At 68.2% G+C, this 24,271-nt stretch carries 20 protein-coding genes and 12 pseudogenes; 14 read left to right on the top strand and 18 right to left on the bottom strand.

Going from position 1 to position 24,271, the window contains the following annotated elements:
• Positions 1 to 19 precede the first annotated feature (19 nt).
• Positions 20 to 178 (bottom strand): annotated as a pseudogene (locus ACFRMN_RS26445) (MFS transporter); the annotation flags it as partial.
• Between the two features lie 50 nt (positions 179 to 228).
• Positions 229 to 387 carry a hypothetical protein gene (locus ACFRMN_RS26440; protein ID WP_383023626.1) on the bottom strand — a complete coding sequence of 53 codons (159 nt, stop codon included), beginning with the start codon at positions 385 to 387 and terminating at the stop codon, positions 229 to 231.
• On the opposite strand from ACFRMN_RS26440, the pseudogene ACFRMN_RS26435 reads away from it, so the two are divergent.
• Positions 323 to 765: pseudogene (locus ACFRMN_RS26435) on the top strand (DeoR family transcriptional regulator); the annotation flags it as partial. The gene ACFRMN_RS26440 and the pseudogene ACFRMN_RS26435 overlap by 65 nt on opposite strands.
• A gap of 178 nt (positions 766 to 943) precedes the next feature.
• Here the strand turns inward: ACFRMN_RS26435 and ACFRMN_RS26430 are convergent.
• Positions 944 to 2,149, bottom strand: coding sequence for a glycosyltransferase (locus ACFRMN_RS26430; protein WP_383023473.1), 1,206 nt, complete (start codon positions 2,147 to 2,149; stop codon positions 944 to 946).
• Between the two features lie 483 nt (positions 2,150 to 2,632).
• Between ACFRMN_RS26430 and ACFRMN_RS26425 the strand changes: the two genes are divergently transcribed.
• The gene (locus ACFRMN_RS26425) at positions 2,633 to 3,322 is read left to right on the top strand and encodes a hypothetical protein (protein ID WP_383023470.1); all 690 of its coding nucleotides are present in this window, start codon (positions 2,633 to 2,635) and stop codon (positions 3,320 to 3,322) included.
• Positions 3,323 to 3,342: 20 nt separating this feature from the next.
• On the opposite strand, the gene ACFRMN_RS26420 is transcribed toward ACFRMN_RS26425, so the two are convergent.
• Positions 3,343 to 3,684, bottom strand: a complete 342-nt coding sequence (locus ACFRMN_RS26420; RefSeq protein WP_383023467.1) for a sigma factor — start codon at positions 3,682 to 3,684, stop codon at positions 3,343 to 3,345.
• Positions 3,685 to 3,926: 242 nt separating this feature from the next.
• Between ACFRMN_RS26420 and ACFRMN_RS26415 the strand changes: the two genes are divergently transcribed.
• From ACFRMN_RS26415 to ACFRMN_RS26405, 3 genes are all read left to right on the top strand, one after another.
• Positions 3,927 to 4,196 carry a Tn3 family transposase gene (locus tag ACFRMN_RS26415; RefSeq protein ID WP_383023464.1) on the top strand — a complete coding sequence of 90 codons (270 nt, stop codon included), beginning with the start codon at positions 3,927 to 3,929 and terminating at the stop codon, positions 4,194 to 4,196.
• Positions 4,183 to 4,482: a hypothetical protein gene (locus tag ACFRMN_RS26410; RefSeq protein WP_383023461.1), complete on the top strand. Its 300-nt coding sequence runs from the start codon at positions 4,183 to 4,185 to the stop codon at positions 4,480 to 4,482. The genes ACFRMN_RS26415 and ACFRMN_RS26410 overlap by 14 nt, the downstream gene beginning before the upstream one ends.
• A gap of 233 nt (positions 4,483 to 4,715) precedes the next feature.
• Positions 4,716 to 5,363 carry a hypothetical protein gene (locus ACFRMN_RS26405; RefSeq protein WP_383023459.1) on the top strand — a complete coding sequence of 216 codons (648 nt, stop codon included), beginning with the start codon at positions 4,716 to 4,718 and terminating at the stop codon, positions 5,361 to 5,363.
• On the opposite strand, the gene ACFRMN_RS26400 is transcribed toward ACFRMN_RS26405, so the two are convergent.
• The 4 genes and pseudogenes from ACFRMN_RS26400 to ACFRMN_RS26385 form a co-directional block, all read right to left on the bottom strand.
• Positions 5,323 to 5,871, bottom strand: coding sequence for a GNAT family N-acetyltransferase (locus ACFRMN_RS26400; protein WP_383023456.1), 549 nt, complete (start codon positions 5,869 to 5,871; stop codon positions 5,323 to 5,325). The genes ACFRMN_RS26405 and ACFRMN_RS26400 overlap by 41 nt on opposite strands.
• A gap of 112 nt (positions 5,872 to 5,983) precedes the next feature.
• A complete protein-coding gene (locus tag ACFRMN_RS26395) occupies positions 5,984 to 8,227 on the bottom strand; it encodes a serine/threonine-protein kinase (RefSeq protein ID WP_383023454.1) in 2,244 nt (747 codons plus the stop codon).
• Between the two features lie 418 nt (positions 8,228 to 8,645).
• A pseudogene (locus tag ACFRMN_RS26390) lies at positions 8,646 to 8,944 on the bottom strand (hypothetical protein).
• Positions 8,945 to 9,047: 103 nt separating this feature from the next.
• Positions 9,048 to 9,402: pseudogene (locus tag ACFRMN_RS26385) on the bottom strand (DUF317 domain-containing protein).
• Positions 9,403 to 9,846: 444 nt separating this feature from the next.
• On the opposite strand from ACFRMN_RS26385, the gene ACFRMN_RS26380 reads away from it, so the two are divergent.
• On the top strand, positions 9,847 to 10,680 hold the full coding sequence (locus ACFRMN_RS26380) for a PIG-L family deacetylase (protein ID WP_383023451.1): 834 nt from the start codon (positions 9,847 to 9,849) through the stop codon (positions 10,678 to 10,680).
• Positions 10,681 to 10,755: 75 nt separating this feature from the next.
• Here the strand turns inward: ACFRMN_RS26380 and ACFRMN_RS26375 are convergent.
• Positions 10,756 to 10,990: pseudogene (locus ACFRMN_RS26375) on the bottom strand (transposase family protein); the annotation flags it as partial.
• A gap of 29 nt (positions 10,991 to 11,019) precedes the next feature.
• Here ACFRMN_RS26375 and ACFRMN_RS26370 point away from each other — a divergent pair.
• Both ACFRMN_RS26370 and ACFRMN_RS26365 read left to right on the top strand, forming a co-directional pair.
• Positions 11,020 to 11,355: pseudogene (locus ACFRMN_RS26370) on the top strand (ATP-binding protein); the annotation flags it as partial.
• A 369-nt stretch (positions 11,356 to 11,724) separates the two neighbouring features.
• Positions 11,725 to 12,198, top strand: coding sequence for a hypothetical protein (locus ACFRMN_RS26365; RefSeq protein WP_383023448.1), 474 nt, complete (start codon positions 11,725 to 11,727; stop codon positions 12,196 to 12,198).
• Positions 12,199 to 12,331: 133 nt separating this feature from the next.
• Here ACFRMN_RS26365 and ACFRMN_RS26360 read toward each other — a convergent pair whose 3' ends face one another.
• The 4 genes and pseudogenes from ACFRMN_RS26360 to ACFRMN_RS26345 all read right to left on the bottom strand — a co-directional run bounded on the left by ACFRMN_RS26360 (position 12,332) and on the right by ACFRMN_RS26345 (position 15,757).
• Positions 12,332 to 12,880, bottom strand: a complete 549-nt coding sequence (locus ACFRMN_RS26360; protein WP_383023445.1) for a DUF4240 domain-containing protein — start codon at positions 12,878 to 12,880, stop codon at positions 12,332 to 12,334.
• A 173-nt stretch (positions 12,881 to 13,053) separates the two neighbouring features.
• Positions 13,054 to 13,371 (bottom strand): annotated as a pseudogene (locus tag ACFRMN_RS26355) (MerR family transcriptional regulator); the annotation flags it as partial.
• Positions 13,372 to 13,872: 501 nt separating this feature from the next.
• Positions 13,873 to 14,703 carry an SDR family oxidoreductase gene (locus tag ACFRMN_RS26350; RefSeq protein ID WP_383023442.1) on the bottom strand — a complete coding sequence of 277 codons (831 nt, stop codon included), beginning with the start codon at positions 14,701 to 14,703 and terminating at the stop codon, positions 13,873 to 13,875.
• A gap of 236 nt (positions 14,704 to 14,939) precedes the next feature.
• A pseudogene (locus ACFRMN_RS26345) lies at positions 14,940 to 15,757 on the bottom strand (IS5 family transposase).
• A gap of 99 nt (positions 15,758 to 15,856) precedes the next feature.
• On the opposite strand from ACFRMN_RS26345, the gene ACFRMN_RS26340 reads away from it, so the two are divergent.
• Positions 15,857 to 16,291, top strand: a complete 435-nt coding sequence (locus ACFRMN_RS26340) for a DUF6228 family protein (protein WP_383023439.1) — start codon at positions 15,857 to 15,859, stop codon at positions 16,289 to 16,291.
• Between the two features lie 41 nt (positions 16,292 to 16,332).
• Here the strand turns inward: ACFRMN_RS26340 and ACFRMN_RS26335 are convergent, their stop codons facing one another.
• Positions 16,333 to 17,589, bottom strand: coding sequence for an LGFP repeat-containing protein (locus ACFRMN_RS26335; RefSeq protein WP_383023437.1), 1,257 nt, complete (start codon positions 17,587 to 17,589; stop codon positions 16,333 to 16,335).
• Positions 17,590 to 17,902: 313 nt separating this feature from the next.
• A pseudogene (locus ACFRMN_RS26330) lies at positions 17,903 to 18,662 on the bottom strand (alpha/beta fold hydrolase); the annotation flags it as partial.
• 117 nt (positions 18,663 to 18,779) lie between these two features.
• Here ACFRMN_RS26330 and ACFRMN_RS26325 point away from each other — a divergent pair.
• From ACFRMN_RS26325 to ACFRMN_RS26305, 5 genes and pseudogenes are all read left to right on the top strand, one after another.
• A pseudogene (locus ACFRMN_RS26325) lies at positions 18,780 to 19,175 on the top strand (sensor histidine kinase); the annotation flags it as partial.
• Positions 19,093 to 19,383, top strand: a complete 291-nt coding sequence (locus ACFRMN_RS26320; protein WP_383023618.1) for an FAD-dependent monooxygenase — start codon at positions 19,093 to 19,095, stop codon at positions 19,381 to 19,383. The pseudogene ACFRMN_RS26325 and the gene ACFRMN_RS26320, both read left to right, overlap by 83 nt.
• Before the next feature lie 11 nt (positions 19,384 to 19,394).
• A pseudogene (locus tag ACFRMN_RS26315) lies at positions 19,395 to 20,043 on the top strand (CatB-related O-acetyltransferase).
• Between the two features lie 48 nt (positions 20,044 to 20,091).
• Complete coding sequence (locus ACFRMN_RS26310; protein ID WP_383023434.1) at positions 20,092 to 21,369, top strand: erythromycin esterase family protein; 1,278 nt, start codon at positions 20,092 to 20,094, stop codon at positions 21,367 to 21,369.
• A pseudogene (locus ACFRMN_RS26305) lies at positions 21,366 to 21,778 on the top strand (VOC family protein). Before ACFRMN_RS26310 ends, ACFRMN_RS26305 begins: the two are co-directional and overlap by 4 nt.
• 330 nt (positions 21,779 to 22,108) lie before the next feature.
• Here the strand turns inward: ACFRMN_RS26305 and ACFRMN_RS26300 are convergent.
• From ACFRMN_RS26300 to ACFRMN_RS26290, 3 genes are all read right to left on the bottom strand, one after another.
• The gene (locus tag ACFRMN_RS26300) at positions 22,109 to 22,537 is read right to left on the bottom strand and encodes a hypothetical protein (protein ID WP_383023431.1); all 429 of its coding nucleotides are present in this window, start codon (positions 22,535 to 22,537) and stop codon (positions 22,109 to 22,111) included.
• A gap of 387 nt (positions 22,538 to 22,924) precedes the next feature.
• Positions 22,925 to 23,647, bottom strand: coding sequence for a class I SAM-dependent methyltransferase (locus ACFRMN_RS26295; RefSeq protein ID WP_383023428.1), 723 nt, complete (start codon positions 23,645 to 23,647; stop codon positions 22,925 to 22,927).
• Positions 23,648 to 23,862: 215 nt separating this feature from the next.
• Positions 23,863 to 24,048 carry a hypothetical protein gene (locus ACFRMN_RS26290; protein WP_383023425.1) on the bottom strand — a complete coding sequence of 62 codons (186 nt, stop codon included), beginning with the start codon at positions 24,046 to 24,048 and terminating at the stop codon, positions 23,863 to 23,865.
• Between the last annotated feature and the right edge of the window lie 223 nt (positions 24,049 to 24,271).

Raw genomic sequence — 24,271 nt, 5'->3', positions numbered from 1 at the left:
GCCTCATGGACGGCGTCGAGCCGAACTTGCCCGCGACCGGTGTGATGAGCGCGCCGGTGATGAGAAGCACGATGCTGAGTAACGCCCCTTCGGCGGGACTCATTTCCAGCTCGCGTTGCAGGAGCGGGAGCGTCGGCGTCACCACCGACTCCAAGGCACCGGTGGCGACCGCCAGCATGCCGAGGGCCCCGACAGCGGCCTTCCCGATGCGGACCGGGGGAGCTACGACTACTTCGGCGACAAGCGGACGCTCACGTCGAGGCAGCCGTTGCGGAAGCCGAAGACCAGCAGGGCACCCGCCAGCGTCCAGAGATCCGGGGACAGGCCGGGCAGCACCAGGGTCGTACAGGAACTCGCCGAGCTGACCGGCGCCTCGGAAATGACCATCCGGCGCGACCTCGACGCACTGGCCGCACAAGGCGCCCTCCAACGCGTCCGCGGCGGAGCACGCACCCTGCTGCTCAGGGGCGAGGAGCCGCCCTTCGCGCCGCACTGCGCTTCGACACCGCGATCATCAGCTGCTGCGGCCTGAGCGCGGCCGAGGGACTGACCGCCTACGGCCTCGACGACGCGGCGGTGAAGAAGGCCGGCATCGCCTCCAGCCGCCGCGTCATCGTCGCCGCGGACGGCAGCAAACTCGGCCGCACCGCCTACGCCTACGTCGGCCCCTCCACACTCCTGCACACCCTCGTCACCGACAACGCGGCGCCTACCGACGAGGTGACCGCACTCGAAGCAGCCGGCACCGTCGTCAAGACCGTCTGACGAGGCCGCCGCGCGGGCACACCACACAGCGATCCGCGTCCGAGGCCGGATCCGAGCCGTACCAGCACCTGGTCACCGTCGTGGATCACGCCGTCGACGCCGAGCTGGACAGCGTTCTTCCTCGGCCTCGTCGCACTTGCGTGGTGGCGTCGTCCCGGGCCGACGGGCCGGGTCCGCCTCACCGGAGGGCGTCGAGCAGCAGCCTCGCGGCCACCGTCGCTCCGTCGGTGCGGATCTTGGTGCCCAGAGCCTTCGCCCGCGCCCGGGTCTCGGGTGCCAGGGCCGTCTTGAACGCGACGTTCAGGGACTCGATGGTCGAAGTCGGACCATCGAGTGCCGCGCCGATATCCAGCTCTGCCACCCGGCCGGCCCAGTACGGGTTGTCCGCCAGTTGGAGAGCTACCACCACTTGCGGCACGCCCGCCCGGGCGGCCGTCAGCGTCGTACCCGCGCCGCCGTGGTGTATCACGGCGGCCACCCTGCCGAACAGACGCTGGTGGTTGACCTCGCCGACGGCGAAGCAGTCGTCCCGGTCGTCGACCAGGTCCAGGTCCGCCCAGCCGCGGGAGACGAGTGCGCGGTGACCTTGCGCGCGGATCGCCTCGATGGCCCTCCGGGCGATGCCCGGCGACGGGCGCATGCTGCCGAAGCCCACGTAGACCGGCGGCGCGCCCGCGTCCAGGAACGTCACCAATTCGGCCGGGAGCGGGCGTTCGTCCGCCAGGGTCCACGCACCCGTCTGGATCACGTCGAGGCCCGGGGTCTCCCGCCACGGTCCCAGGACCGGGTCCGCCGCCAGCCACGGCTGGTCGGTGAGAACGTGGTCGCGGACGTTGTCCACCGGCGGCAGACCGATCGATGCCCGGTGGCCGTTGAGCGTCTCGCCGAATTGCGCGTTCACGTTGTGGGCGTCCAGCTCCCACAGCGTCCGGTTGTCGCTCGCCTCCGGCTCCGGCCAGCCCGGCCGCGGTGGCGGCGCGTGGTGCGGCGACGGCAGGTTGACCGCCGAATAGCTCGCGTACACATAGCGGATGCCCGCGGCCTCGGCCACGGACCGCGCGGCAATCTGCGCCAGGCCGGCCGCCACCAGCGCGTCACATCCGTCGGCCGCCGTAGGGAAGATGTCGAATTGCGTGTCAACCAACTCAGTCCGGTACCGGGACAGATCCGCCGCCGACGGCAGAGTCGTCCCGCGCATCAACTCGCGCACCGGTGGCCCGACCGGCACCAGTTGTATCCCGATACCTGCCAGCCGCTCCGCGAACTCCTCGTCCGGCGGGGCGCACATCCGCACCTCCACGCCGAGCTCCCGTAGCCGCGTCGCGAGTGCCACCAGCGGTTCGACATCGCCACGCGTCCCGTACGTAGACAACAGCACCCGCATTCCGCGTCCTCTTTCGTTGTGTCTTCCCATACGTTTCGGCCCGCGCCCGCCCAGGCTTCGAGCGGTCCTCGTTGACGGCGACGCGTCGGCCGTAGCGGGTGTGCGGCAGCAGTGTACGTCGCGTGGTACTGAACGTGCCGGTGGTCCCGAACACCAAGGTGCCGGGCCCATTCACGCCTTGCCCTCGCCCAAGTGGATGCGCAAGCGAGCACCGCCGTAACGGAGTTGGACGCAGCAGACACCGGACGGGTGCCGGCCGTGGAGCGCCGTGTGGTGACCGTTCCACTGCCTCGCTGACGATCTCGTCGATCAACGCTCCCTCTCGCGTGGAGCCGTCCTCGGTGACTACGGTGAGCGCCAGCGTGCCTTCCAGGCCGACGGTGCGGTGTCGGCCTTGGGCCGCCCGTATCCGGACAGGGTCTGGTCGCGCTGGGTTCCCGATCGTCAACACAACCTGAGAGCCACTCGATGCATAGTTCGTCCGTGCCCATCCCTGATGTTTCGATCATCTTGCCCTGCGCCGGATTCGGAACGCGCTTCAGGGCGCCCTACTCGAAGGAGCTGCACTGTCTGGCTCCTGGGGTCACTGTGCTGGACCGCAGCCTGGAGGCCGTTGTTGAACTGGCCAAAAGCGGACTCAACGTGCGCCTGGTCGTCGTATTCAGGACACACAAGCTGGACACGGTGAGTTATCTCGCGCGCTACGCCGAGACCTTTCAAATTGTCTTTGTCTACCAGGACGAGTCGTTTGAACCGGGGCTCAACGGGGCGATCCGGTCCGCCCTGCCGATGATGCAAGGGCCGGTGGCCCTTGTCCTGCCTGACATCGTTATCACCGGCGCGGGCAGTGCCGGCTGTCTACTCGCCGCATTGCGACACATAGGGGTGGCGGGTTGGAGCGTAGTGGCCGCCGAAGAGCAGGATCCCGACACGCTGCAGCAGATGGGCGCGCTGGCCGTGGTGGAGGGGGGCGGCGTCATCACAGTCGAGGCGGCGGCCGACAAGCCGGCGGATCCTTCGGGCTTCAACGCGTTCTGGGGCATGGTGGCAGTCACCGCGGAGGAAGCACACCGCTTACCTGACGTGGCGAGCAAAGGGGCGGACAGCCCACTGGCCGGTGCGGTCGCTCTCATGGTGGAGCAAATCGTCAACTACAACACCGCCGCGGGCTGACTCCCCATCGCTTTCGGCCGTCACCGGAGTTCAGGCAGCCGGGAGCCGATGTAGGTCTCCCGCCCGCGGCTCATGTCCGCGCGGCGGGCGAGAGCGCGATTGGCCGCGATGCGGACGAGATGGGCCCGGGCGTTGTGGACGGGCTCGGCGTCCGGCTCGCGGTGCCGGGCGGACCAGGCCAGCCACACCTCCTGGAGCGCGCCCTCGGTCTCGGCGACACTGCCGAGCAGGTTGTAGATCACCGAGAACATCAGCTCGCGATGGCCAAGGAACTGGTCGGTGACGGTGTCGGCCGTCGGGTGCGGTGGTGGGGCGGGTGTCACATGTGCCTCCTCGTCTGTCGGACCGAAGAGAGCCGTCACGCCGCGAGTGTGACGCAGAGGGCCCGATCGTGAGCCACATCACGATCGCGCCCGCCGATGTCACAGTTGGCGCCCGACCTTCCTCTCCGTGGTGATGTCCGGGGAGGAAGGGCCTCCTCGACACGCACAGGAGGACTTCGACGCGTACACGGATTCACGGCGCCCGCGGTTCGACGCTGAGCGCACCATCGTCGCCACGGACGTGATGCTGGAGGACGGTCTCATCACCGCGGTCGGCGCCGATGCGGTCGGCACGGCCGACGTTGAGGTCGGGCCTGGCCCTGAACTGCGTAGTCCTCTTCAACAGCCCCCACATCGACGCCGCCGTCAAACAGCTGACCGCCGACGGCTTCCCCGTCACCGACGAGCTGCTCGCCCGGCTCTCCCCGCTCCAGTACGACCACATCAACTTCCTCGGCCGCTACGCCTTCACCCGGCCGCCGGCGCCGGGCCTGCGGCAACCGCGCGACCCGAACAGCGACGAGGAGACGGACGACGGTGAGGACGAGTAGCCGCGCGCCCGTACAGTCGAAAGCGGTCCGGGCCGGATTCATCACCTATGACTCCGGCCCGGACCGCCTTGTGCGCGAGGCTCAGCGGGTCCGCCACTGGATGCGTGACTTGGCGGCCGACGCCTGCGCTCCCGACCCCGAGCAGCTCGCCGACGATCTACTCCTCGTCCTCAATGGTGTCTACGTCACCGCCACCGTCCTCGGCCCCCAGGGTCCCTCCCAGCGCACCGGTGAGCTCGCCCGTCGCCTCATCTGGACCGCCTGCGACGAACCTGGCCGCCCCTGAATCCGGCACCATGCCTGACCAGCCGGGCGTCAGGAGGGGTTGTGGTCCACCGTGCAAGCCTGACAACGACGCGGGATCCGCTCGCATCCACGCCGGCGCCTGCCGGAAAACGATGGCGACCCCAAGTGATCAACGCACCACCCACGGCTACCGCACTCCGGCGGAGGTCTACGCTGACCTTCTGAACGGCGGTGCTGCGCTGACCGCTTGAGCTCGCCATACACGTCTCCGAGATGTTCCGCCTCGTACGCGGCACGCGGCACATCCTCGACGTGCTTGATGTCCCGCACCGTGACCGCATCGCCCTGCGCATCCACGACGGCGCCTTCTCCGCGATGGACCTCACCGCCCGCCACCCGCGCACCGGAGAACTGCTGTCCACCGTGAAGTTCATGATGCAGACCCTCGCGGCCGCCGGTGAACTCCAGCGCGACCTACAACGGGAATTGACCTACGACGGGCTGCGGGCCGCCGAGGCCAAGGGCAACAAGGCCGGACGCCGCCCGGTTGTCACGGCGGCAGGCAACGGGGCTGTTCCGCTTGAACCGTCGGGCCTGTTCCCGCTGGCTGCGCAGGAACGTCGGGGTGAGAGTGCCCGTATCCGTCTGATTGCGGCTGGTGAAGCACGGTGCGGAGAACACGCCGGCTCGCCGCCGGCTCGGACCCGCAGCAGCCGACCAGGCTTGCCGCGCCGGTCCGGCGACAACTCCTCCGGAGGGCTGCCGCAGCGCACCACGCCGCTCTCACCGCGCCGCCCCGCCGACAGCCACGCGGCCCGCCCCCCTCCCGGGCGGGATTCACGCGAGGAGCGCGACATGCGTGATCCTGCTTCGGAACCCGTCAGAGAGCCGTTGCCTCCAGCCCGGTGGCTTCGGCAGTGATAGCGGCGGGCGTTCGCTCGCTGGTGGCGCCGGCCAGGGATTTGGCGTAACAGCGGCTGAGTTCGTGGAAACGGTAGTGGCCGAACTTGGCGCAGGGTTCGTAGCCGCTGGAGACGTAGAGAGCGATGGCTTCCGGCTGTTTGGTGCCGGTCTCCAGGACCATGCGGGTGCGGCCCGCGGCACGCGCGTTGTCCTCCAGTGCGGCCAGTATCCGCCGGGCCAGGCCGTGGCCGCGGGCCTCCGGGGTCACGTACATGCGTTTGATCTCCGCGTCACCGTCCGCGTACCCGTCGTCGTTCTTCTCCTGGGTGCGCCAGCCGCCGGTCGCGACCGGGGCGCCCTGATCGTCGTAGACGATCAGGTAGATGCCCTGCGGCGGTTCGAACATGCCGGGGGCGAGAGGCGTGGCATCGCCCTCGTGCCCGTATCGCTCGGCGTACTCGAACTGCACGCGATCGTTGAGCTTAACGGCGTCGGGGTGATCGAAAGAGACAGTCTGAATATTCATGCCACAGATCGTACTTGTATTCATTGCGTGAGCGGGAACGGTTTCCCAGCCGGCCCGCGGCGGGACACGTGAGGTGTCCGCACGGCAGGGAAGGCGTCCGGTGCCGCCGGAGTCAGCCCGACTTCGGCGGCTTCTGTGCGTCGAAGGCGAAGAGGGTGTTCTTGGCCGCGGCCACGATCACCGCACGCCCTACGACGCTCACGCGCGGGCTTGCGCCCTGCTCGCCCGTGAAACCCTCGGCCTGCGGATCCGTTGTCCACAGGGGTCTGCCGTCGTGCGGCGACAGCGCGACCATCCGACCGGTGGCCGAGCTGAAATACAGCGCGTCGGCTCCCGCCGCGGGGCCGGACGCGCCCTCCACGCCCGTCTGCCGCGACCACTTCTGCCGGCCGGTCGCGGGGTCGAGCGCCGTGACGAGACCGGTCTGCCCGCTCACGTAGACCGTGCCGTCCGCCATGCCGGGCGTCCCCGCGTACGTCCTGGCCAGCCGGGAGTACGTGACCTTCCGCGAGGCCGGGTCGACCCGCGCCACCCCGTCGTACCCGGCCAGCGCCGTTCCCTCCATGCGTCCCAGAAGGAATACGAGCCTGCCGTCGGCGACGCCCATCGGCACGGCGGGGCCGTTGACCGCGATGGCGCTGCCCAGTGCCCCCGAGGCGCGGTCGACCGGGTACAGGGTGGGGTGGCGCACCTCTGAGGCGTCCACCTCCGCATCCGTCGCGCACATCGCGAAGAGCTGTGGGCCCACCGGGACGGGAGCGCACTGCGTACCCGTGGGGAACGGCGTCGTCCAGGTGATCTCACCGTTGTGCGCGTCCCGGGCCTCGAAGCGGGAGTTGAAAGCGTCGACCGTCACGACGGCGGAGCCGACCACAAGGGCGTCCTGGGCCCGGCCCGTGACGGCCGTCGACTGGGCGCCGGACGGCACGGACCACAGCTCCCGGCCGTTGTTCGCGTCGATGGCCACCACCTCGCTGGAAGGGTCCTGCGGGGTGTCCTCGGCGGCGAAGCGGTAACCGAGCACCGTGTCGTCGGTGGCGCCCACCAGGTGCATGCCCTGGACGGGGACGCCCGGGCTCTTCGCCGTCCACACCCGCGAGCCGTCCTGGGCTCTGATACGGGTCGCGACAACACCGCCGCCCCCGCAGAACAGTGCGTCGCCGCGCGCGACGCAACGCAGCTCGTCGGGGATGTCCTCGCGACCGCCCCGGACGGTCTCGCGCCACGGCCCGAAGCCGTCCGGAAGCGCGGCACCCGGCGCCGCAACGCTGTTGCCCTTGTCGCCGCCGCTGTTCTCCCCGACGCCGCCCGTCCGCAGCATGGCGACTCCCCCGCCGATCGCCGCCACCGCGACCGCGGCCGCGAGCACAGGCCGCCATCGGCCGCGCAGACGGCGGCCGATGGGGGTGCCGGTGCTCCCTGTACCGGGACCGGTCGGGGCGCTGGCCGGGGCAGTCGGCGCCGGGGTGGCCCGCGTCGCGAAGTGATGCTGGGTGATCATGTCGCGGGTGCGGCCCGCGCCAACTCCGTTCATGTCGGTCCCGCCGAGGTCGGCCGGCAGGTCCCGCAGCAGCACGAGGAGTTCGTCCGCCGAGGGGCGCCCCGTGGGATCCTTGTCCAGGCACGACTCGACGACCGCGCGCAGAGCCTCCGGCACGGCATCCAGCGACGGCTCCTCGTGTACCACCTGATACGCCGTCAGATACGGACTGTCCGCGTCGAAGGGCCCGTGGCCCGTCACCGCGTACACCAGCAGTGTCCCCAGTGAGAAGACATCGGACCGCGGCCCCACACCACGCGGCGCCTGCAACTGTTCCGGCGACATGAAGGGCGGCGTACCGATGACCCGTCCTGTCATCGTCAGCGTCTGCTGGTCCACGGCGCGCGAAATGCCGAAGTCGATGACGCGCGGACCTTCGGGCGAGAGCACGACGTTCGAGGGCTTCAGGTCACGGTGGACAACCCCCACCCGGTGGATGTCGCGCAGCGCCTCCGCCAGCCCGATGGCGAGCCTTCTCAGCTCCGGTCCGTTCAGCGGGCCCTTCGTGGCGATGCGCTGGGCGAGCGTGGGCCCCTCGATATAGGTCGTCGCCATCCACGGCTGCTCGGCCTCAGGGGCGGCGTCGACCACGGCGGCGGTGAAGGCGCCGCTCACCCGCCTCGCAGCCGCCACCTCCTGCCGGAAACGGATACGGAACTCGTCGTCCCCCGCGAACTGCTGGTGGATCAGTTTGATCGCGACAGGTCGCCCCGAACTCGTACGGGCCAGAAAGACCGTGCCCATGCCACCCGAGCCGAGCCGCGCCTCAAGCGGATAACCGCCGATCTCGGCTGGATCGCCTACGCGCAGCGACACTCTTCCCGACCTCCCATCCCCCGTGCGCCTCTGCCACCACGGGTCTGCGTACCTGTCCTGCATACAAACTAGCCGTAGGGCGGTACGGAAGAGCAAAGCGGGTGACGAACAGGGAGCCCAGGGCTGCTCCCTGGAGTCAGCGAAGGGCCGGCAAGTGCCTGACCGGACCTGGTCACAGAAGACAGCACGTGCACGCCGTCGCGCGCGGTCAAGCTGATCCCCAAGAGATGCGGTCGTCCCTCTCGGCCAAGTCAGCCGCGAAGGACGCCAACCGCATCTGGCCGCCGCGCCCGCGAGAGCTCAGCCGCAGATGGGCGCACCCGCCCACGCGGTTTCAGGGCTACCGGAGGGAGTTCGGCCGACGTCAGCGGGAACTCGGAGTACAGGGGCGCCTACCGAAGGCTGGCCAGGTGCGGTTCTACTTGCCGCCGGCCGTACGGCGGGGGCGGCGCGGAGGCGCCTGGACCGGAGACTGCCAGGCCGGCTCGACGGCGACCTCGGGCGGCAGATGACCGAGCTGCGTGTCCGCGTCCCGCCCTTCAGCGAGGTAGCGAGGTTGACGACGGGCCGACCGGTCTCGTCCACGGCCTGGACGACCTGCGCGAGGCGGTGCGCGATCGGGAAGACCGGGTTCATCGCCTGCCGCACCGGAGCGCTCCGGTCGTAGCCGGACAAAAGGCCGATGAGCTCGCCGACGGTCAGTTCCGTGTCAGTCACGGACAGCCTCCTGGTATCAGGGACGCGGTGAATGGCGGACTGTGACGCCGCCGGGAAACAGAGAGCAGCCTCCGATGGAGGACTTCCGACTGGAGCCTCCGGTTTACACACGCCGGGAGCTCTCCAGCACGCGCGCCACGGCGGCGGCGACGATATCGGCCGGCGTCTCGGTATCGAAGGACATGTCATGACCACGTACCTCGACTGTACCGGTGACGGCGAGCTTCCACCCCTCGCCAACGGGGCCGGGGCGCCCGAGCGGGAACGACCCGAGGTAGAAACGGCCGTCCTTGCCACTGACGTGCGCGTCCGTCCGGTCATCCACAATCAGGCTGAAGACCTCAGCGGAGAACTGGTCCATGACGAGCGCGGGCCGGCCCGGGCCGAGCTGCCACTCGCGCAGCCGCAGGGCTTCGACGGTGGTGGCCGAATCCGGGGCTAACGGGAGCCACGGTCACCAGCAATCATCTCTCTGACCTGGGGTTTCTTGCAAGGTCGCCTACGTTGACATGTCCCTGCACCCGTCGGCCAGTCTTTCGTGGACCTTTCCTGTCCGCCCCCCGGCGAACTGTCCGTTCTCACCGAAGTTGTAGGGTCTCAAATTTCGTGTCGGAATCTCACGGCTGGTGGCGGATGGAAGTCGGATCCGACGTGGCGCTGAGATGTGCGGGTCGCGCCTGTATCTCGTTCGCGTTGAAACGCCGACGCCTGGAAGGCCAAGCGGCCGCGCCGGGAACAGGCGGTCCGGCCGGCACGGTTGCACCGACCGAGGGACCGGCGCCGCACGGGCGGGGAACACGGAGACCACAAGGTCGTCCGCCCCACCAGGATCCGGGCCCCAGGAGCGCGGTACGCCCGCCGCGCACTCGGACCAAGACGTATTTCTGCAGGAGGATTTTTTCATGACTGACCGGCCCTTGACGCTCATGGCAGTACACGCCCACCCCGACGACGAGGCCACCGGAACCGGAGGGGTCCTCGCGCGGTACGCGGCGGAAGGCATCCGCACGGTTCTCGTGACATGTACCGACGGCGGTTGCGGTGACGGAACGGGGGGTGCCAAGCCGGGCGATCCCGGGCACGATCCGGCGGCCGTCGCCTTGACACGCCGTCAAGAACTGGAGGAGAGCTGTGACGTCCTGAAGGTCAGCGATCTGGAGATGCTGGACTATGCCGACTCCGGGATGACGGGCTGGCCGAGCAACGACGCCCCCGGATCCTTCTGGCAGACCCCCGTGGAGGAAGGCGCCGCCCGACTCGCCGAACTCATGCGGCACTATCGACCCGATGTGGTCGTCACCTACGACGAGAACGGCTTTTACGGCCACCCCGACCACATCCAGGCCCACCGCATCACGATGGCGGCGCTGGAGATGACCGCGCTGACACCGAAGGTGTACTGGACGACGATGCCCCGCTCGATGATGCAGCGGTTCGGGGAGACCATGCGCGAGTTTCATGAGGACATGCCGGAGCCGGACCCTGCCGAGGCCGCCGCGATGGCCGAGATCGGCCTCCCCGACGATGAGATCACCACGTGGGTGGACACCACCGCGTTCAGCGGTCAGAAGTTCGATGCGCTGGCCGCGCACGCCAGTCAGGGCGAGAACATCTTCTTCCTCAAGATGGGCAAGGAGAGGTTCGGCGAGTTGATGGGCGTGGAGACCTTCGTACGGGTCAAGGACGCCACCGGCGCGGCCGTACCCGAGAACGATCTCTTCGCCGGACTGCGCTGATCCGCCCGTCCGACCGGGGCCGGGGCCGGGGGCCGGGGGCCGGGGCCGGGGGCTCGGACTGGCCCTTGGGACGGCGGACGGGGACCGGATACCGATGCCCGCACCGATATAGCCCTTGTCCGCCAAAGTCGGCGTTCCCTCGGCGGCTGCCTTGTACAGCGCGGGTAGCGCGTAGCGGCGGGCGGCGGTGATATCGGGGGTGGAACCAGGCTCGACGCCGGAGACCCACAACGGGGTGCCGCCCGGGGGCGGACAGGAACTGCACATTGCCGCCGAACGCCCTGTGCTTCTTGTTGAACCACAGGTCGTTGGGCCGAGGGCACCACTGTCCCCGAACCCACCCAGAACTCCCTCATCACCCTGGAACGGATCGGCCGCGCCGAGAACTTGGTGATCGCCGGCCTGTCCGGCACAGGAATGTCGCACTTCACCGGGGGGCTCGCCCAGGCCGCGATCGAGAGGGACCTGCGAGTGTCCTGGTTCACCCTGGAGCCGCTGAGCGCCGCCATCGGCAAGTCGAAGGTCGACGGCTCCACCGCCCACACCGTCGCCCGGATCTGCCGCGCGGACCTCGTCGTCATCGACGACATCGGCCTGCTGCCCGTCGGGGAAGACGCCGCCGAAGCGTTCTACCGCTCATCAATGCCGCCTGCGAACGACGCTCCATCGTGGTGACCAGCAACATCCCTCGGGCTTCGACACGATCAGGCCGAAGACTCTCGCGGGCGCGAGCACCGACCACCTCATGCACCACGCTCACCTCGTGAGCACCACCGGCGACTCGCATCGCCTTGCCGAGGCCCTCGCCGGGAGGGGAGTGGTCCCCTTGAACTGATCTCCACCCCAGGAACACCACTGGCCACACGCCTGGGTTTCCGATGGCCGCCAGCCGGGACATCCAACGACCACCCGCCTGGGCATCTCAATGACCGTTGACAGCGCTCACCGCCACGCTGCGAGAACCCGCTGCCGGCCTGCCGCTGGTTCGGGTGCATCGGAGCTGTGAGCCTGGCATCTCGGAAGCGGCCAGTAGCCTCATGCACCATGGGCATTCAGATCGATGTAGTGGCGGGTTACCCGATCAACGATGAGGTGGAGAGGGTGCTCGGGCTGGCCGAGGCGGTCGGCGAGCCCGTCACTGTCACGTTCATGTGGGAGGGGCGTGAAGAGGCGGAACGCGCGGTGCTGGTGCCCGCGGCCACGCTGGCGCTCTGGGAGCATTGGGCCCCCACCGCCTACCCGACGAGTGGCGCTGGGGACGAGAACAGGGCTGTGGCGGAGGAGCCGGAACTGACCCACCCAGCGGAATTCGGCGCGTTCACGCTCTTTCGTCGTCGCGTAGGAGGGCGCACGGCGGTTGCTCGCAAAGGCGTCGTGGTCGCCGAACTACTGGACCCCGACGAGGCGCACTGGCTCCAGGAGAAGGCCCGCGATGTCCGCCAAGGCTTCATGGATCCGAAGCAGAAGGCGGCGTTCGAGGAGTTCCTTGCCCGGCAGGCGTCCCTCGATGAGCAGTGACGCTCCGCCCCACCATCCTGGAGATTCCGCAGGAGCCATGTTCGCCAGGAGTGCGTGGCGAGGTTTTCGCAACCATCCTGGCGAACCGGCAGCTCACAGCAAGATCAACAGACAACCAGAGTGAGACGGGACATCAGGGCTGCGTCGTGATCGGAAACTTGGAGCTCAGCTGCGGCAGTTTGCGCGTCGCTTCGACCTCGCCCCGCACGTCCCAACGCTCTCCCAGCGGATCTCGAACCACTTCGTCGCCGCTCTGGCGGGCGTCTACGGCCGTATAGAAGGCTTCGTACTCGTCAGACACCCCGGTCACCTGCTCATGGGCTTCGGCCGCGACATAGTCCAACTCCTCCCACTCCGGCCAGTCATCGTCCCAAGAACCTCGTGGCCTACCCACCAAGCGCCGGACTTCAGGAGCTTCGGCCAGAGTGTCGGGGTTCCGCACAGCCTGCTCGAACGTGGTCCGGCCCAGGCCGACTGCCCACAGGCGGAAGTAGCAGAAGCTGTCGTCCGAGCACCAGCCGCCGAAGATCCGCTCGGCGGCACCCCAAAGGTCCCAGCTGAACCCCTGTTCACACAGGCGATCGAGGCAAACCTGGAACTCCACGATCTCCGCCACGGGCCTTCGCGCCAGCTCATCCCGCAACCAAGCGAGTCGCCCAGCCCGGGGCTTGTATGGCCACACCGGCTGGGGCGGACAGGGCCGTAGCGTACGTCGAGGTGTCGTGCGTGGGTCGCGAGGTCGACGACGAGGTCGATAGGGCAGCTTGCAGATGTAGCCGGCCGTGGCCCCGTGGTGCGTCTGCCCCCAGCCGGCCGCGTCACCAATCTGTCCGAACAACACAGGTAGGCCGTGTTTTAGGTACCGGGTGAATCTTGGGCGGAGAGTTCTTCGGCCAGTTCCATACAGCGCAGGCGGGCTGGGGAGAAGTCGTAGGGCATCTTGCCGATGGCTTCGAACGCGTTCATGGAGTCGGCCTCCCGCCTGCCAGAGCTGAGGTCGGCCTCGCCCTCACCGTCATCGGCGGTAGCGGGGTGCAAAGTGTCCCAGGCGTCGAAGAGGGCATCGTCGTCCTTATCCAGGCCGGACTCCTCGATGACGGCCTGCAGGGCGTTTTCGAAGGCGTGCCGCTCGACGGCCACTTGAGCCACCCGCGGATCATCGACGGCGACGCTGGGTACGGCTCTGTCGCCTCTGTGAGACTTCAGCCGCGACTTGAAGCCCGTCTGCTGTCCGGTCGTCGCCGCCCGGTCGCACCCGGCAGTTTGCGTACATCGTGCACGATCGACCCGGAACCGCGTCCTCAAAGCTGACCATTGCGCAGTCCAGCGGGGCTTCATAGTCTCACCGTAGGTCAGCGGCCTGCCCGTCCGGCGCGGTCTCGGTGAACCGGATGGAATGCACCGGGAGCTGAGACAACCGCAGATGAAGCACCGTGAGACACCGCGAGAAGCCGCAGGTCACAGCCTCGGCGTGTACAGCGAAGCGCGAGATTCCACACCGATTGAAGCGCTTACTCAACAAACCCGCGAGATGGGCGGGAGCCGTCACACGCTGTCCCGGTCCGGGCGGGGAACCCGACGCTCTCACGTCCTTGTGCACGCTGAGCGGAATGGGATGGCTGGCATCGGCGTAGCGTCTTGGGCAGCCTGTCTCCAAATCGTCAGGGCCGAGGGTCAGGCTGCTGCAGTGAGGAATCGCCGGGCGCCGCGTAGCGTGGTGCGCAGTTTCCGCTGGGTCTCGCGGCTGTCGAGGCGGACGTCGATGGGGCCGGGAAGCGTGCTGTGGGCGCGCAGGCCGGTGGGCAGTCGGGAGGCGTCGAGGCCGTCGCGTCCGGCGATGAGGGTGCCGAGTTCGTGGCGGCTGAGGGCGTCTGCTCCTGCGAGATGGTGGATGCCGTGGGTGTTGTGTGACGCCAGTTCCAAGATGGCTGCGGCCAGGTCGGTGACGTGCACCGGGCAGCGGATGTCGTCGGTGAACAGGACGCCTTCGCGCGTGCCGGCGGCGAGCTCGTGCACGGCCCGTTCGTGAACGGACCGCCCGCCGCCGATGATCAGCGAGGTACGGGCGACGACGGCCTGCGGATGCACGAGCAGGACGCCGGTCTCCGCCGCGGCTTTCGCCGCTCCGTACGGGGTGACGGGGTCGGGGAGGCAGGACTCGTCATAGTAGTCGCGCGAACCGGAGAAGACTGCATCGCTGGAGACGTGAACAAGATGGCTGCCGTACTTCGCCGCCGCGATGGCCAGGCGCACGGGGCCTTGAGCCGTGACCGCCCAATCGGCTTCGCCGCTCGATGCGTTGACGATGAGATGGGGTCTGACCTCGGCCATGACCGCGTCCACCCGCCCAGAGTCCCCCCGTAAGTCGAGGCGGTGCCACGCGACTCGGGCGGTGTTGCCGGGGCTGGTCGCGTATGTCGCGACCGTCGGTTGCCCAGCCGCCGCTGCCTGCCGGATCAGCTCAGTGCCGAGAAAGCCACTACCACCGATAATCAAAGTCGTCACGATGTGACACCGTAGCCCAACCGCTGGGCCGGCCTCGGACCGAAGCCGACGGGGTCCTCGATCCGCCACTCGGGCGCACCGCGGTGGCCGTGTCCCCGTCGTATCTGATCCCCCGGAGCCGCCAAGCTGCATGCCGGCCGCCCCGGCGACCGCCACGGACCCCGTCACCGGCTCAATGTTCTCCTTCATGAAGGAGAACGGGGCTTTACGCCAATTGAATTGATTGAGAGGTTGTCTCACGTGGTGAGTTTCGCGAGTTTCCTGTAGCAGGTGAGAGCTGCGGCGAGGCCAAGGAAGGCGAGGAAGTGGCTGCCCTCACGTTCATAACGGACGGTGAGACGGCGGTAGCCGAACAGCCAGGCGATCGATCTCTCGATCTTCCAGCGGTGTCGGCCGAGCCGCTCGCCGGACTCGATGCCCGGGCGAGCGATGCGGGGAATGATCCCTCGTGAGCGGAGCCAGTCGAGGTGTTCGGCTGAGAAATACACCTTGTCGGCGCGGACCTTGACTGGTCGCCGTCGTCGCGGCCCGCGCCGGGAGCGTACGGCAGGAAGGCCCAGGAGCAGCGGCTTGAACGCCTGGCTGTCGTGCACGTTCGCGCCGGATGCCGCAACGGCCAGCGGGATGCCCTGGGCTTCGGACAGCACATGCAGCTTGCTGCCCTTCTTGCCGCGATCGACCGGGTTCGGTCCGGTCAGCGAGCCCCCCTTTTCGCACGGACGGACGCGGCGTCAATGATCGCTGAGGTTCAGTCCAGCTCACCCCTGGCACCGAGTTCGTCCAGGACTGCCCGGTGCAGCCGACGCCATAGACCGGCCCTGGTCCACGCCGTGAACCGGCGATGCGCGGTGGCAGGTGAGGTGCCGAACGTCGGCGGTAGATACCGCCAGGCGCAACCGCTGGTCAGCACGTAGACCACCGCCGTGAACACCTTCCGATCCGCCACCGGCACCGTCCCACCACCTTGCCGCCTGAGCCGGAACGGCGGTATCAGCGGCGCGGCAATCTTCCACAACCTGTCAGGGACCAGTTCCCGCGCAAGATCCACAGCCATAGCGGACGATCATGCCCCAGGTGGTGCCTGCGGCCCGTGCCCGGGGCAGCGAAGGGAAAGCAGTTGGGTATCGAGTCCCGCGCCTTCTACCCTGCCCAAATGATCGAAGATAGCCCCGCGGTACGCGTGGGAGACTCCGGATCGCGACCGGTCCACCTGCTCTTCTCCGAGCTGGCAAAACCGTTCGGGGACGACCCCACGCTCGACTTCCTCGTGAAGGCTCGCGGGCAATGGGTGAGCATCGAAACCCTGGTGCGGACGTGGGACGGCGATGGCCTCGACACCTTCCTCTCCTCGTTGGCCGAGGATTTCCGCGGCTGGGAAGGAGCTCGCGCCTGGCGCTCTCTGGAACGCGACCTGACCATCTCGGCGGAACACCGCCCGGGCGGCTACGTCCACCTGACGTGGGGCATCCACGACCGGCCTCCGTCCGAGGAGTGGCACTTCGAGACCACCACCGTGCACGCGGCCGGCGAGGAGATGCGAAACCTCGCCGCCGAGTTCCACACGTTCCTCACGAGCACGGTTGAGTAACTGAAGCACCACGTGAGACAACCTCTGAGCTGTTGAAGGACTCAGACGCAGCTCATGTCGACGGGGGTGGTATCCGGACCAATCCGGGTGCAGGTGTGCTGCGGAGCTTTCAGATCGGAGACAGCGCCTTGCCAGACAGTGGCCTGCCAAAGGGCCTCCAGTCCGCCGGAATTCTCCTTGAGGCGCGGATAGCGCAGGACTTCCCAGGAAGGGAACTTGTCCTTTTGTGCCTTGCTGTCGAAGCCGGTGAAATTCCGGTTCTTGTCGTCGTATCCGTGCGGCCACACGTAGAACGTCGCGTTAATCCGCCCAAGATTTTGGGTGTCCGCGAGCGGTGCGTCAACGAATGCGTTGGCCATCGACACGTCGATCCGGATACCGCCGTCACCGTACGGCTCGACCCAGTACTCATTCGTCGGCGCGGTGCTGTCGTCCACCACCCGGGCGTGCTGGCTGCGAACCAAAGGCTTGGCGTCACGGCACCACCCGGTCCCCTGGATGCAGGAGTGTTCGACGTAGACGCCGACCTGGCCCGTGGCCGTGTCCCAAGCGAACGTTGCCTTCGCACCGGCTTCAGGGTCGGTGCTCCATTTGCGATGCTCGCCGATGGCGTTTGTCAGCGGGGTGCCCTCGCCGATGAAGCCGCGCACGAGGACGATTCCGCGATCGGCTCCCTTGGGCAGCAGGGTCGCGGTCTCGTGCTGATCGCCCGCGTTCGCGTTGCCGTCGATGTGCTTTGCTTTCGCCCGTGCCCACTGCGGGTTGGGAGTCTCGCCCGGTGACCACCGGATCGGACCACGCTCAAACATCTGGGTGACGCCCTCCTGGGAGAGCTCGTCGGTGATGGGGTAGCCGTACGGGCCGCCCTCCCAGCCTGCGTCACCCCAGCGCTGCCCGATGACGCCCCAGACGGGGTGTACGCCATTGGACCGGGTGGGGTGCCAGTAGAGCGAGCCGCCCGCGAAGACCTGACGCTTACCGGCGCCGTCCGGAAGGGTCAGTTCGTCACTCGTGGGGTATCCGAGTGATCCCCCCTCCCAGCCCATGGCTCCCCACTTGTCGCCGATCAGGCCCCAGATCGCGTGGGCGCCGGTGCTCGGGCTCCAGTAAATCGAGCCGTGCTCGAAGACCTGGCGCCGCCCGGCACCGTCGGAAAGGCCGAGCTCATCGGAGGTGGGGCAGCCGAGGGACTGCTGCACACCGGGTGTTTGGGTGTACTCCGTCCAGATGGCGCCGTCGACCGAGTGGGTACCGCAGAAGGTTTCTGCGGACGCGGGAACGGCTTGTATGCCCAGCATCAGGAAGAGGCTTGCGGTGAGCGTGGCGAGGAGCCGTGTAGCTCTTGATCTGATCACGACCAGCAGTATCTACGGATGCAGATGGTGCGGGCTGCGGGAGAACGAGACAGAATTCGGGCCGAAGACAAGTCGAAAACGCGAGCCATGTCGTTCAGGACATGGCCGTCCACGAGAACGAGTAGCGCAGCCGCAGTGCCCGCTCCGTGCCGGCCGCCACAGTAACGAGCCCGACCACGACGTTGCCCCATGCCGACAGATCAATGGGCGAGGTGAAGGTCCCGACGTACTGGGCGACGCCCTCCGGCACCCGGAGCAACCGTATGGCCGTGACGTCGTAACCGCCGGGGCCCAGCTTGCTGTCGAGCACGACCCGGTCGCCGCGCTTGGGGAACATCGTCGTGTACACCGCACCGAGGTAGGTGCCGTAGGAGGCACCGAGGTACGAGAGCTTCGGCTCGCCCAGCGCCGCCCGGATCCGGTCCATGTCACGCGCGGTGTTGGCGGTGGTGGTGTGGCAGCGTCCACGCCGTCCGTGAGTGGGCGCACTGCTCGGCGATGGTCCGTGCGTTACCCGCCTCCCGCGCGACATCGGCCGCGGTGTGCGCGTACGGCGGGAAGTTGCCGCGTGCCTGCTGCTCCGGCGTCAGATCGCAGGTCACCGGCGTGCTGCGGCCGACGCCACGCGGGTCGAAGCCGATCACGTCGTAGGAGTCCAGCGCCTTCTGCGGTAGCCCTGAGCCGACGAGAACGGCCGGGTAGCCGAGCCCCGTGATGCCGGGGCCGCCCGGATTGGTCAGCAGCACTCCACGGCGCTCCGAGGGTTCCTTGCTCACCAGCCGGGAGATCGCGATCTCGATCTGCCGGCCGTCCGGGTCCCGGTAGTCCAGCCGGACTTCGAGCATCGAGCACTCCAAACGGGGCAAGGCGGCCTTCTCCGAGGCGGCCTCCTCCCGGCACGGTCCCCACCGCACGGTGTCCGGCGTCGGCGTTGCCGCCACCGCCCATCCCGGAATCGTGGTCACCGCCACCGCCACCGCGGTTGCGGTGAGGGCGAGGGACAAGTTTCGGTGTATCTGGTGTCCTCCTGAGGGGTGCACGAGGGCGCCGGAACGGGCATGCTTGGGACGGCCCCGCCGCTGTCAGCCGGCCGGTAAGGCCGCCGGGGAGCCAGTTGCAGATGCCCCGAAGCGGCCGGAGTGCTGGACCACCGCACCGACCTCACAGCAGAGGAAAACCGCGTGCTGGTCCGCGGCATCGCCGACGGCTCCCACCAGGCATTGGAAGAACTACGGAATGTCCTCGGTGTGCTCCGGGCCGACCCCGGCCGCCCGGAACCACCCCAACCCTCCCTCAGCCGCATCCCCGACCTGGTGGCCGACGCCCGCACACCCGAGCTGAAAGTCACGCTCACCACCACCGTGACGGGGAAGACCATCCGACATCGTCGGACGACCTGCTACCGGATCGTCCAGGAAGGACTGACCAACGCCGGAACCGCTTCGCCTGTCGCGTTACCAGTTCCAGGACCGGCGGGCCGAGCGCTACCGCGAGGGACGCGTCCTGCCGGCAGGCGACGCGGCCCATCAGTTCCCGGCCACCGGCGTCGCGCTCAACGCCATCCTGATCCGCCCGGACGCCCGTATTGCCTGGGCCACGCCTGTCGGCGAATCCTCCGACATCCTCCTACCCGCGCTGCGGCAGGCTCTCTCCGCCTGGTTCGGAGCCCCGCGGACCAACGAGGGACCGCACCACCAGCCGGCAACCGACCGCCTACCAACAACTCACACACCATGAGGACGCCCGCCGTGCCCGTACCCGCCGACCCCACAACTCTCCACCCGATACCAGGCCAGCCGCGGGTGGTACTGCTCAAGCCACTGGTCACGTCCGCGCTGATCGAAGTCAGGGAGTACTCCTACTACGACGACCCCGACGACGCGACCGCGTTCAAGAGCCGCAAGGTGCTGTACCACTACGGCCGGAGAGGCTGGTCATCGGCACGTTCCGCGCGCTGGGCACGGGGGTGCGGTTCATCATGAACGGCGCCAACCACCGTATGGACGGCCCCTCGACCTTTCCCTTCCCACCATGGGCGGCTCCTGGCCCGACCACTTCGACCTGCTGACCGGCCCGCCCAACCGCGGGGACACCGTCGTCGGCAACGACGTCCGGTTCGGCCACAGCACGACCGTCATGCCCGGCGTACGCATCGGACACGGCGCGATCATCGCCGGCGGCTCCGTGGTCACCAAGGACGTCCCCGAGTACGGCATCGTCGGCGGCAACCCGGCCGGTCTCCTGCGCACCCGCCACAGCGACAAGGACATCGTCCGGCTGCTCGCACTGGCCTGGTGGGACTGGCCCGCGGAGCACATCAGCGAGCATGTACGGACCCTCATGTCCGGCAGTGTCGCCCAGCCGCAGGACGCGGCACCCTCCCTCCCACACCCGTAATCCACCGCCCACGCGCTCGCCATCATCTGTCGGAGGAAAGCCGCCAACATGCCCGCCGCCATCGACCAAACGCCCTTCGCCAACTGGCTCCACGGCCATGCCACCCCGCTCAGCCACCTCGACCCGGCAGCGCCCCTGGACGACCTGGAACCGCTGCGCGACATCCTCGACGGTGCCCGCGTGGTCGCCCTCGGCGAGCACTCCCACTTCATCAACGAGTTCGCCGCGATGCGCCGGCGCATCCTGCGGTTCCTCGTCGAACGCTGCGGCTTCACCGTCCTTGCCTTCGAGTACGGCTTCTGCGAAGCCATACCCGTCGACGCCTGGGTCCACGGCCAGGGCGCGGACGACGACCTCTCCGCACTCCTGGCCACCGCGGTCCCCATCGGACTCCAGGAGCCGGTGCGCTTCATCCGCCGCCACAACCGCACCGTCGCGGAATCGGTCCGCTTCGCAGGGATCGACATCCCGGCGGCCGGCGGGTCGCTGCTCCCCGCCCTGGCCCCGGTCGCCGACTACCTCCGCCAAATCGATCCGGAAGCCCTGCCGGCGGTCCAGAGCGCGAGCACGATCGCCGCGTCCTTCGCCGGTGACTCCGCGGCCGTGGCCGCACCCGCATGGGCGCGTCTGGCCACCACCGACCAGGACACCCTCAGCGCGCTCCTGGCGCGGCTGCTCATCCGATTCCGTTCCCTGAAGCCGCTGTACCTCTCCCGCGGAGATCGGCACAGCTACGACACCGCCCTGCAATGCCTGAAGGCCGCCTGTCACGGCGACTACACCTTCCGTGCCATGGCCGCCCTCTTCGCCGGAGAGGGTCTCACCGCCGACACCTCTGCCCGCGACCTCTACATGGCGGAGTCACTTCTGTGGCACCTGAACCGACTCGAACCCACGGCCCGCGTCGTATTGATGGCCCACAACGCCCACATCCAGAAGACGCCGATCGCCTTCGACGGCCACCTCACAGGGCTCCCCATGGGGCAGCACCTGCACCACGCCCTCGGTGACTCGTACTTCGCCCTCGGCCTGACCAGCGCCACCGGTGACACCGCCGAAATGCGTCGTGACGAGAAGGCTCCCTTCGGATTCACCGTCCACGACACCCCGCTGGAGCCACCCGCGCCGGGAAGCATTGAAGCGGCCTTCGCCGACACCGGCCTTGAACTGGCCGTCGCTGATCTTCGTCAGGCCCGGGCTGAGAACTTCAGCGGCCCCGACCGCATCCGGATGCAGAGCGTGTACCTGCACACCCCGGTCATCGACGCGTTCGACGGCATCCTCAGCACTCCCGCCTCCACCACCACCAACCTGGAGAAGCCATGACCAGCAGGTTCACCGAATTGGTCGTCGATTGCCACGATCCGCAGCGGCTCGCGGCCTTCTGGTGCGAAGTCCTGGACTTCACCGTGTCGACCGGAGCGAGGGCAAAGTCGAGATCGGCTCCTGGGAGCCGACCGTCGAGGCTGTCCGGGCCGGCCAGATGCCGCCGACGCTGGTGTTCATCCAGGTGCCTGAGGGAAAGACCGTGAAGAACCGGCTCCACCTCGACGTGAGCCCTGTCGATGCCAGCACCGACGACGAGGTCGCCAGGCTGCTCAGCCTCGGCGCCACCACGGTGGACGTGAGCCAGGACCCCACCCGAAGCTGGACAGTCATGGCCGACCCCGAGGGCAACGAGTTCGATGTCCTGCGCACCCTGGCTCCCGCCCCCCACATCACGCCCACTGCATAGCCGGGATTCCGCGCAGGACCGGACCACCTCAAGACCAATCCCCGGGCGATCTCAACGCCGCGCCGACCTCGGACAGGTGAAACGTCCCGCACGGTCCTTGGTAGCGGTCGGTCACCACCGGGCCATGATTTGGTCAAGACTCGTGTTGGTCGAGCGGCGCCGGCACACCACGTCCGCCCCGGCCCGCCCGGTCGGTGGCTGCCTCCGTGTCGCGCGCCCTGCCGGCGGCGTATCGGGCATCGTCGCCGCCGCTTTCCGCGATCCAGTTCGCGGCCGTCTGCCGGCTGAAGCCGAGCAGACGGCTGAAGACGACGGCGGGAGGTCGGTCCCTCAGTCGTAGCCGTCCACCGGCAGCGCGCCCAGCAGTTCCCGTTCCTGCTCAAAGTCGAACCCGATCAACGTGGGCCGGCCATGGACGTGCCGGGCATCCTCGGCCGCATCGATCGCCGCCAGACGCTCGTTGAGCTCCGCCAGGGACTCGACCTGGGGTGGCGGGACCAGATGCTTGCGGCGGAACCGGCCGCCCTCGTGTTCCACCCCTCCCTTCTCGTGGGCGCCTTCCTCACCCGGCGTGCGGTAGAACGCCGAGAAGCCGTACCACGATCTGAAGGTCGCCCACCGGGCCGACTCCGTGCGCGAGTGGCCGAACAGCACCAGCTTCACCGCCGGCTTGAGGTTGTCGTAGCGGATGTGGACAGTCGGCAGCCTGTCCGTCTCCAGCCGCCGCGGCCAGGCCGCAGCTTCGTCACGCCAGGTCACCGGGCCCGCAGTCAATCCCGCGAGCTGCCAACCGTGTCGGCGTCCGGCGACCTCCAAAGCCGCTTGATCAAGATCTATCACTCGTTCCATGCCCTGGTCTCGGCCCAGAACCGGGCCGCCCATCCGGCGACTTCAGCCTGACCGACCCTGCAGCGGCACGAAGGACGCCCTTGCCAGGTGCTGTCAGTTCTCGGCAATATTTCGCGCTCCAAGGACCAACCTGCGCTGTCAGAATCCGCCGACAAGTACTGTCCGCTTTCGGGTTCCGGCTCAATTTCCGTGAAGCGAGCACCCTGAGCAAGGAGTGGGCGGTGATGAGTTGATCTCACGCCGCTCTGATTTGGCAGCGAGGGGACACCTCACCACTCGCCGAGTAAGAGGCTTCGATCACGCGCGACGCGCGTGAAGGAGCATGAAGGGTGGCAGCCCGGCGCGCTGCGGCTGCGCGGCAACGACACGAGCATCCGGTGTCGGCTCTTCGACGGCTTCGATTCCGAAGCCGTTGCGCATCAGCGCGGCGAGATAGGTGGACAGCTTCCGGTGCTGGTTGCCTGCCCGTCGAGCGCCCTCGGGATTGCGGGAACGCCAGAAGCCCTCGGTGAGGTAATCGCCGACGACTCTGCGCACGGTCCCGTCCTCGGTCTCCGCCCAGGCGGCGTGTGGTGCCTCAAAACAGGGATGTGGGATCGTGAAGACCAGGAAGCCTCCCGGGACAAGGACTCTATGCGCAGCCGATAGTGCGGCATCGAGGTCAGGCACGTTGTTCAGTGACAGCCCGGCCGTTACCCAGTCGACTGATCCAGTGGTGACCGTGACCAGCGTGCATCCGTCGTCGACCGAGAAGGACGCTCCACTCGGCTGGTTCCTCTCGGCATCCCGCGCGTGTTCGATCATCCGCGTCGACGGGTCGATACCAAGTACCAATGCCTCGCGGGCAGCTGTGGCGCGGGCGATGATCCCCTCCCCGCACCCGAGGTCGAGGACACGCTGACCCGCGAGAAGCTCAGGGAGACGGTCGAGCAAGATGTCGCGTGCGAAGTCGTGCATGGCCGAGCCGGACCTCAGTAGCTCCGCATACCAGTCGGCAATGGTGTCCCAAGAGTCAGTCATCAAAACCCGAACACTACTGGACGCCTCTTGCTCCCCACCGTCGGCTTACAGCCACTGGCGAAGGCGACGCCCGATTCATGGGTGGCGGTGATGTGCTACGACCTGTCGACGCGGTACGGCGTTCTGAAGAAATTCTGCCGGGACACCTTCCGCCCTGAGGACGCCCCCGTCCCACCCAACGACAAAATCAAGCAGAGGGTCGACGACATCGGTGCTTACGCCGACGGAAACCCGACGGCGTCCCCGAACGCGAACAGCGCCGTGCCCACCGAGCCGCCGTGCTTGCCCCGGACCCGGTCCGGCTGAGGCGGCGGGCATTCGCCGTGGACGACGAGGGCCTGCGCGGTGCCGTCCGCGCCGACAGCAGCCGGATGCTCGTCGCCGGCGGCCGACGCGCTCACACCCGCCCCGATACAACCCTCAACCTGCACGGCATCCCATGATCAAAACGGACGAACAGGATTCTCCCCGGGGCCCTGCCCCAACAACGCCGTCGAACAAAGCGGAGCCGAAACAAAAGTGGTGGACTTGACCCGGTCAGAGATCGGTGTCGCGCACGAGGCCGCCGGGCATCGGGACGCAGTCAGCCGCGTAATCGCACGCGATAAACCCGGCGACGTCGGC

The sequence above is a fragment of the Streptomyces sp. NPDC056835 genome (assembly GCF_042789485.1).
GTDB lineage: Bacteria > Actinomycetota > Actinomycetes > Streptomycetales > Streptomycetaceae > Streptomyces.
Note: the sequence above shows the minus strand (reverse complement) of the source record. Positions and strands in the feature narration are given on the sequence as shown.

What these genes read in the sequence shown, in the direction of transcription:
- ACFRMN_RS26415 (WP_383023464.1), top strand. Translation starts at nt 3,927, where the DNA reads ATGCGGTCGGCACGGCCGACGTTGAGGTCGGGCCTGGCCCTGAACTGC.
- ACFRMN_RS26405 (WP_383023459.1), top strand. Translation starts at nt 4,716, where the DNA reads ATGTTCCGCCTCGTACGCGGCACGCGGCACATCCTCGACGTGCTTGAT.
- ACFRMN_RS26295 (WP_383023428.1), bottom strand. Translation starts at nt 23,647, where the DNA reads ATGACTGACTCTTGGGACACCATTGCCGACTGGTATGCGGAGCTACTG.
- ACFRMN_RS26310 (WP_383023434.1), top strand. Translation starts at nt 20,092, where the DNA reads ATGCCCGCCGCCATCGACCAAACGCCCTTCGCCAACTGGCTCCACGGC.
- ACFRMN_RS26340 (WP_383023439.1), top strand. Translation starts at nt 15,857, where the DNA reads ATGATCGAAGATAGCCCCGCGGTACGCGTGGGAGACTCCGGATCGCGA.
- ACFRMN_RS26335 (WP_383023437.1), bottom strand. Translation starts at nt 17,589, where the DNA reads ATGCTGGGCATACAAGCCGTTCCCGCGTCCGCAGAAACCTTCTGCGGT.
- ACFRMN_RS26430 (WP_383023473.1), bottom strand. Translation starts at nt 2,149, where the DNA reads ATGCGGGTGCTGTTGTCTACGTACGGGACGCGTGGCGATGTCGAACCG.
- ACFRMN_RS26380 (WP_383023451.1), top strand. Translation starts at nt 9,847, where the DNA reads ATGACTGACCGGCCCTTGACGCTCATGGCAGTACACGCCCACCCCGAC.
- ACFRMN_RS26400 (WP_383023456.1), bottom strand. Translation starts at nt 5,871, where the DNA reads ATGAATATTCAGACTGTCTCTTTCGATCACCCCGACGCCGTTAAGCTC.
- ACFRMN_RS26440 (WP_383023626.1), bottom strand. Translation starts at nt 387, where the DNA reads ATGGTCATTTCCGAGGCGCCGGTCAGCTCGGCGAGTTCCTGTACGACC.
- ACFRMN_RS26365 (WP_383023448.1), top strand. Translation starts at nt 11,725, where the DNA reads ATGGGCATTCAGATCGATGTAGTGGCGGGTTACCCGATCAACGATGAG.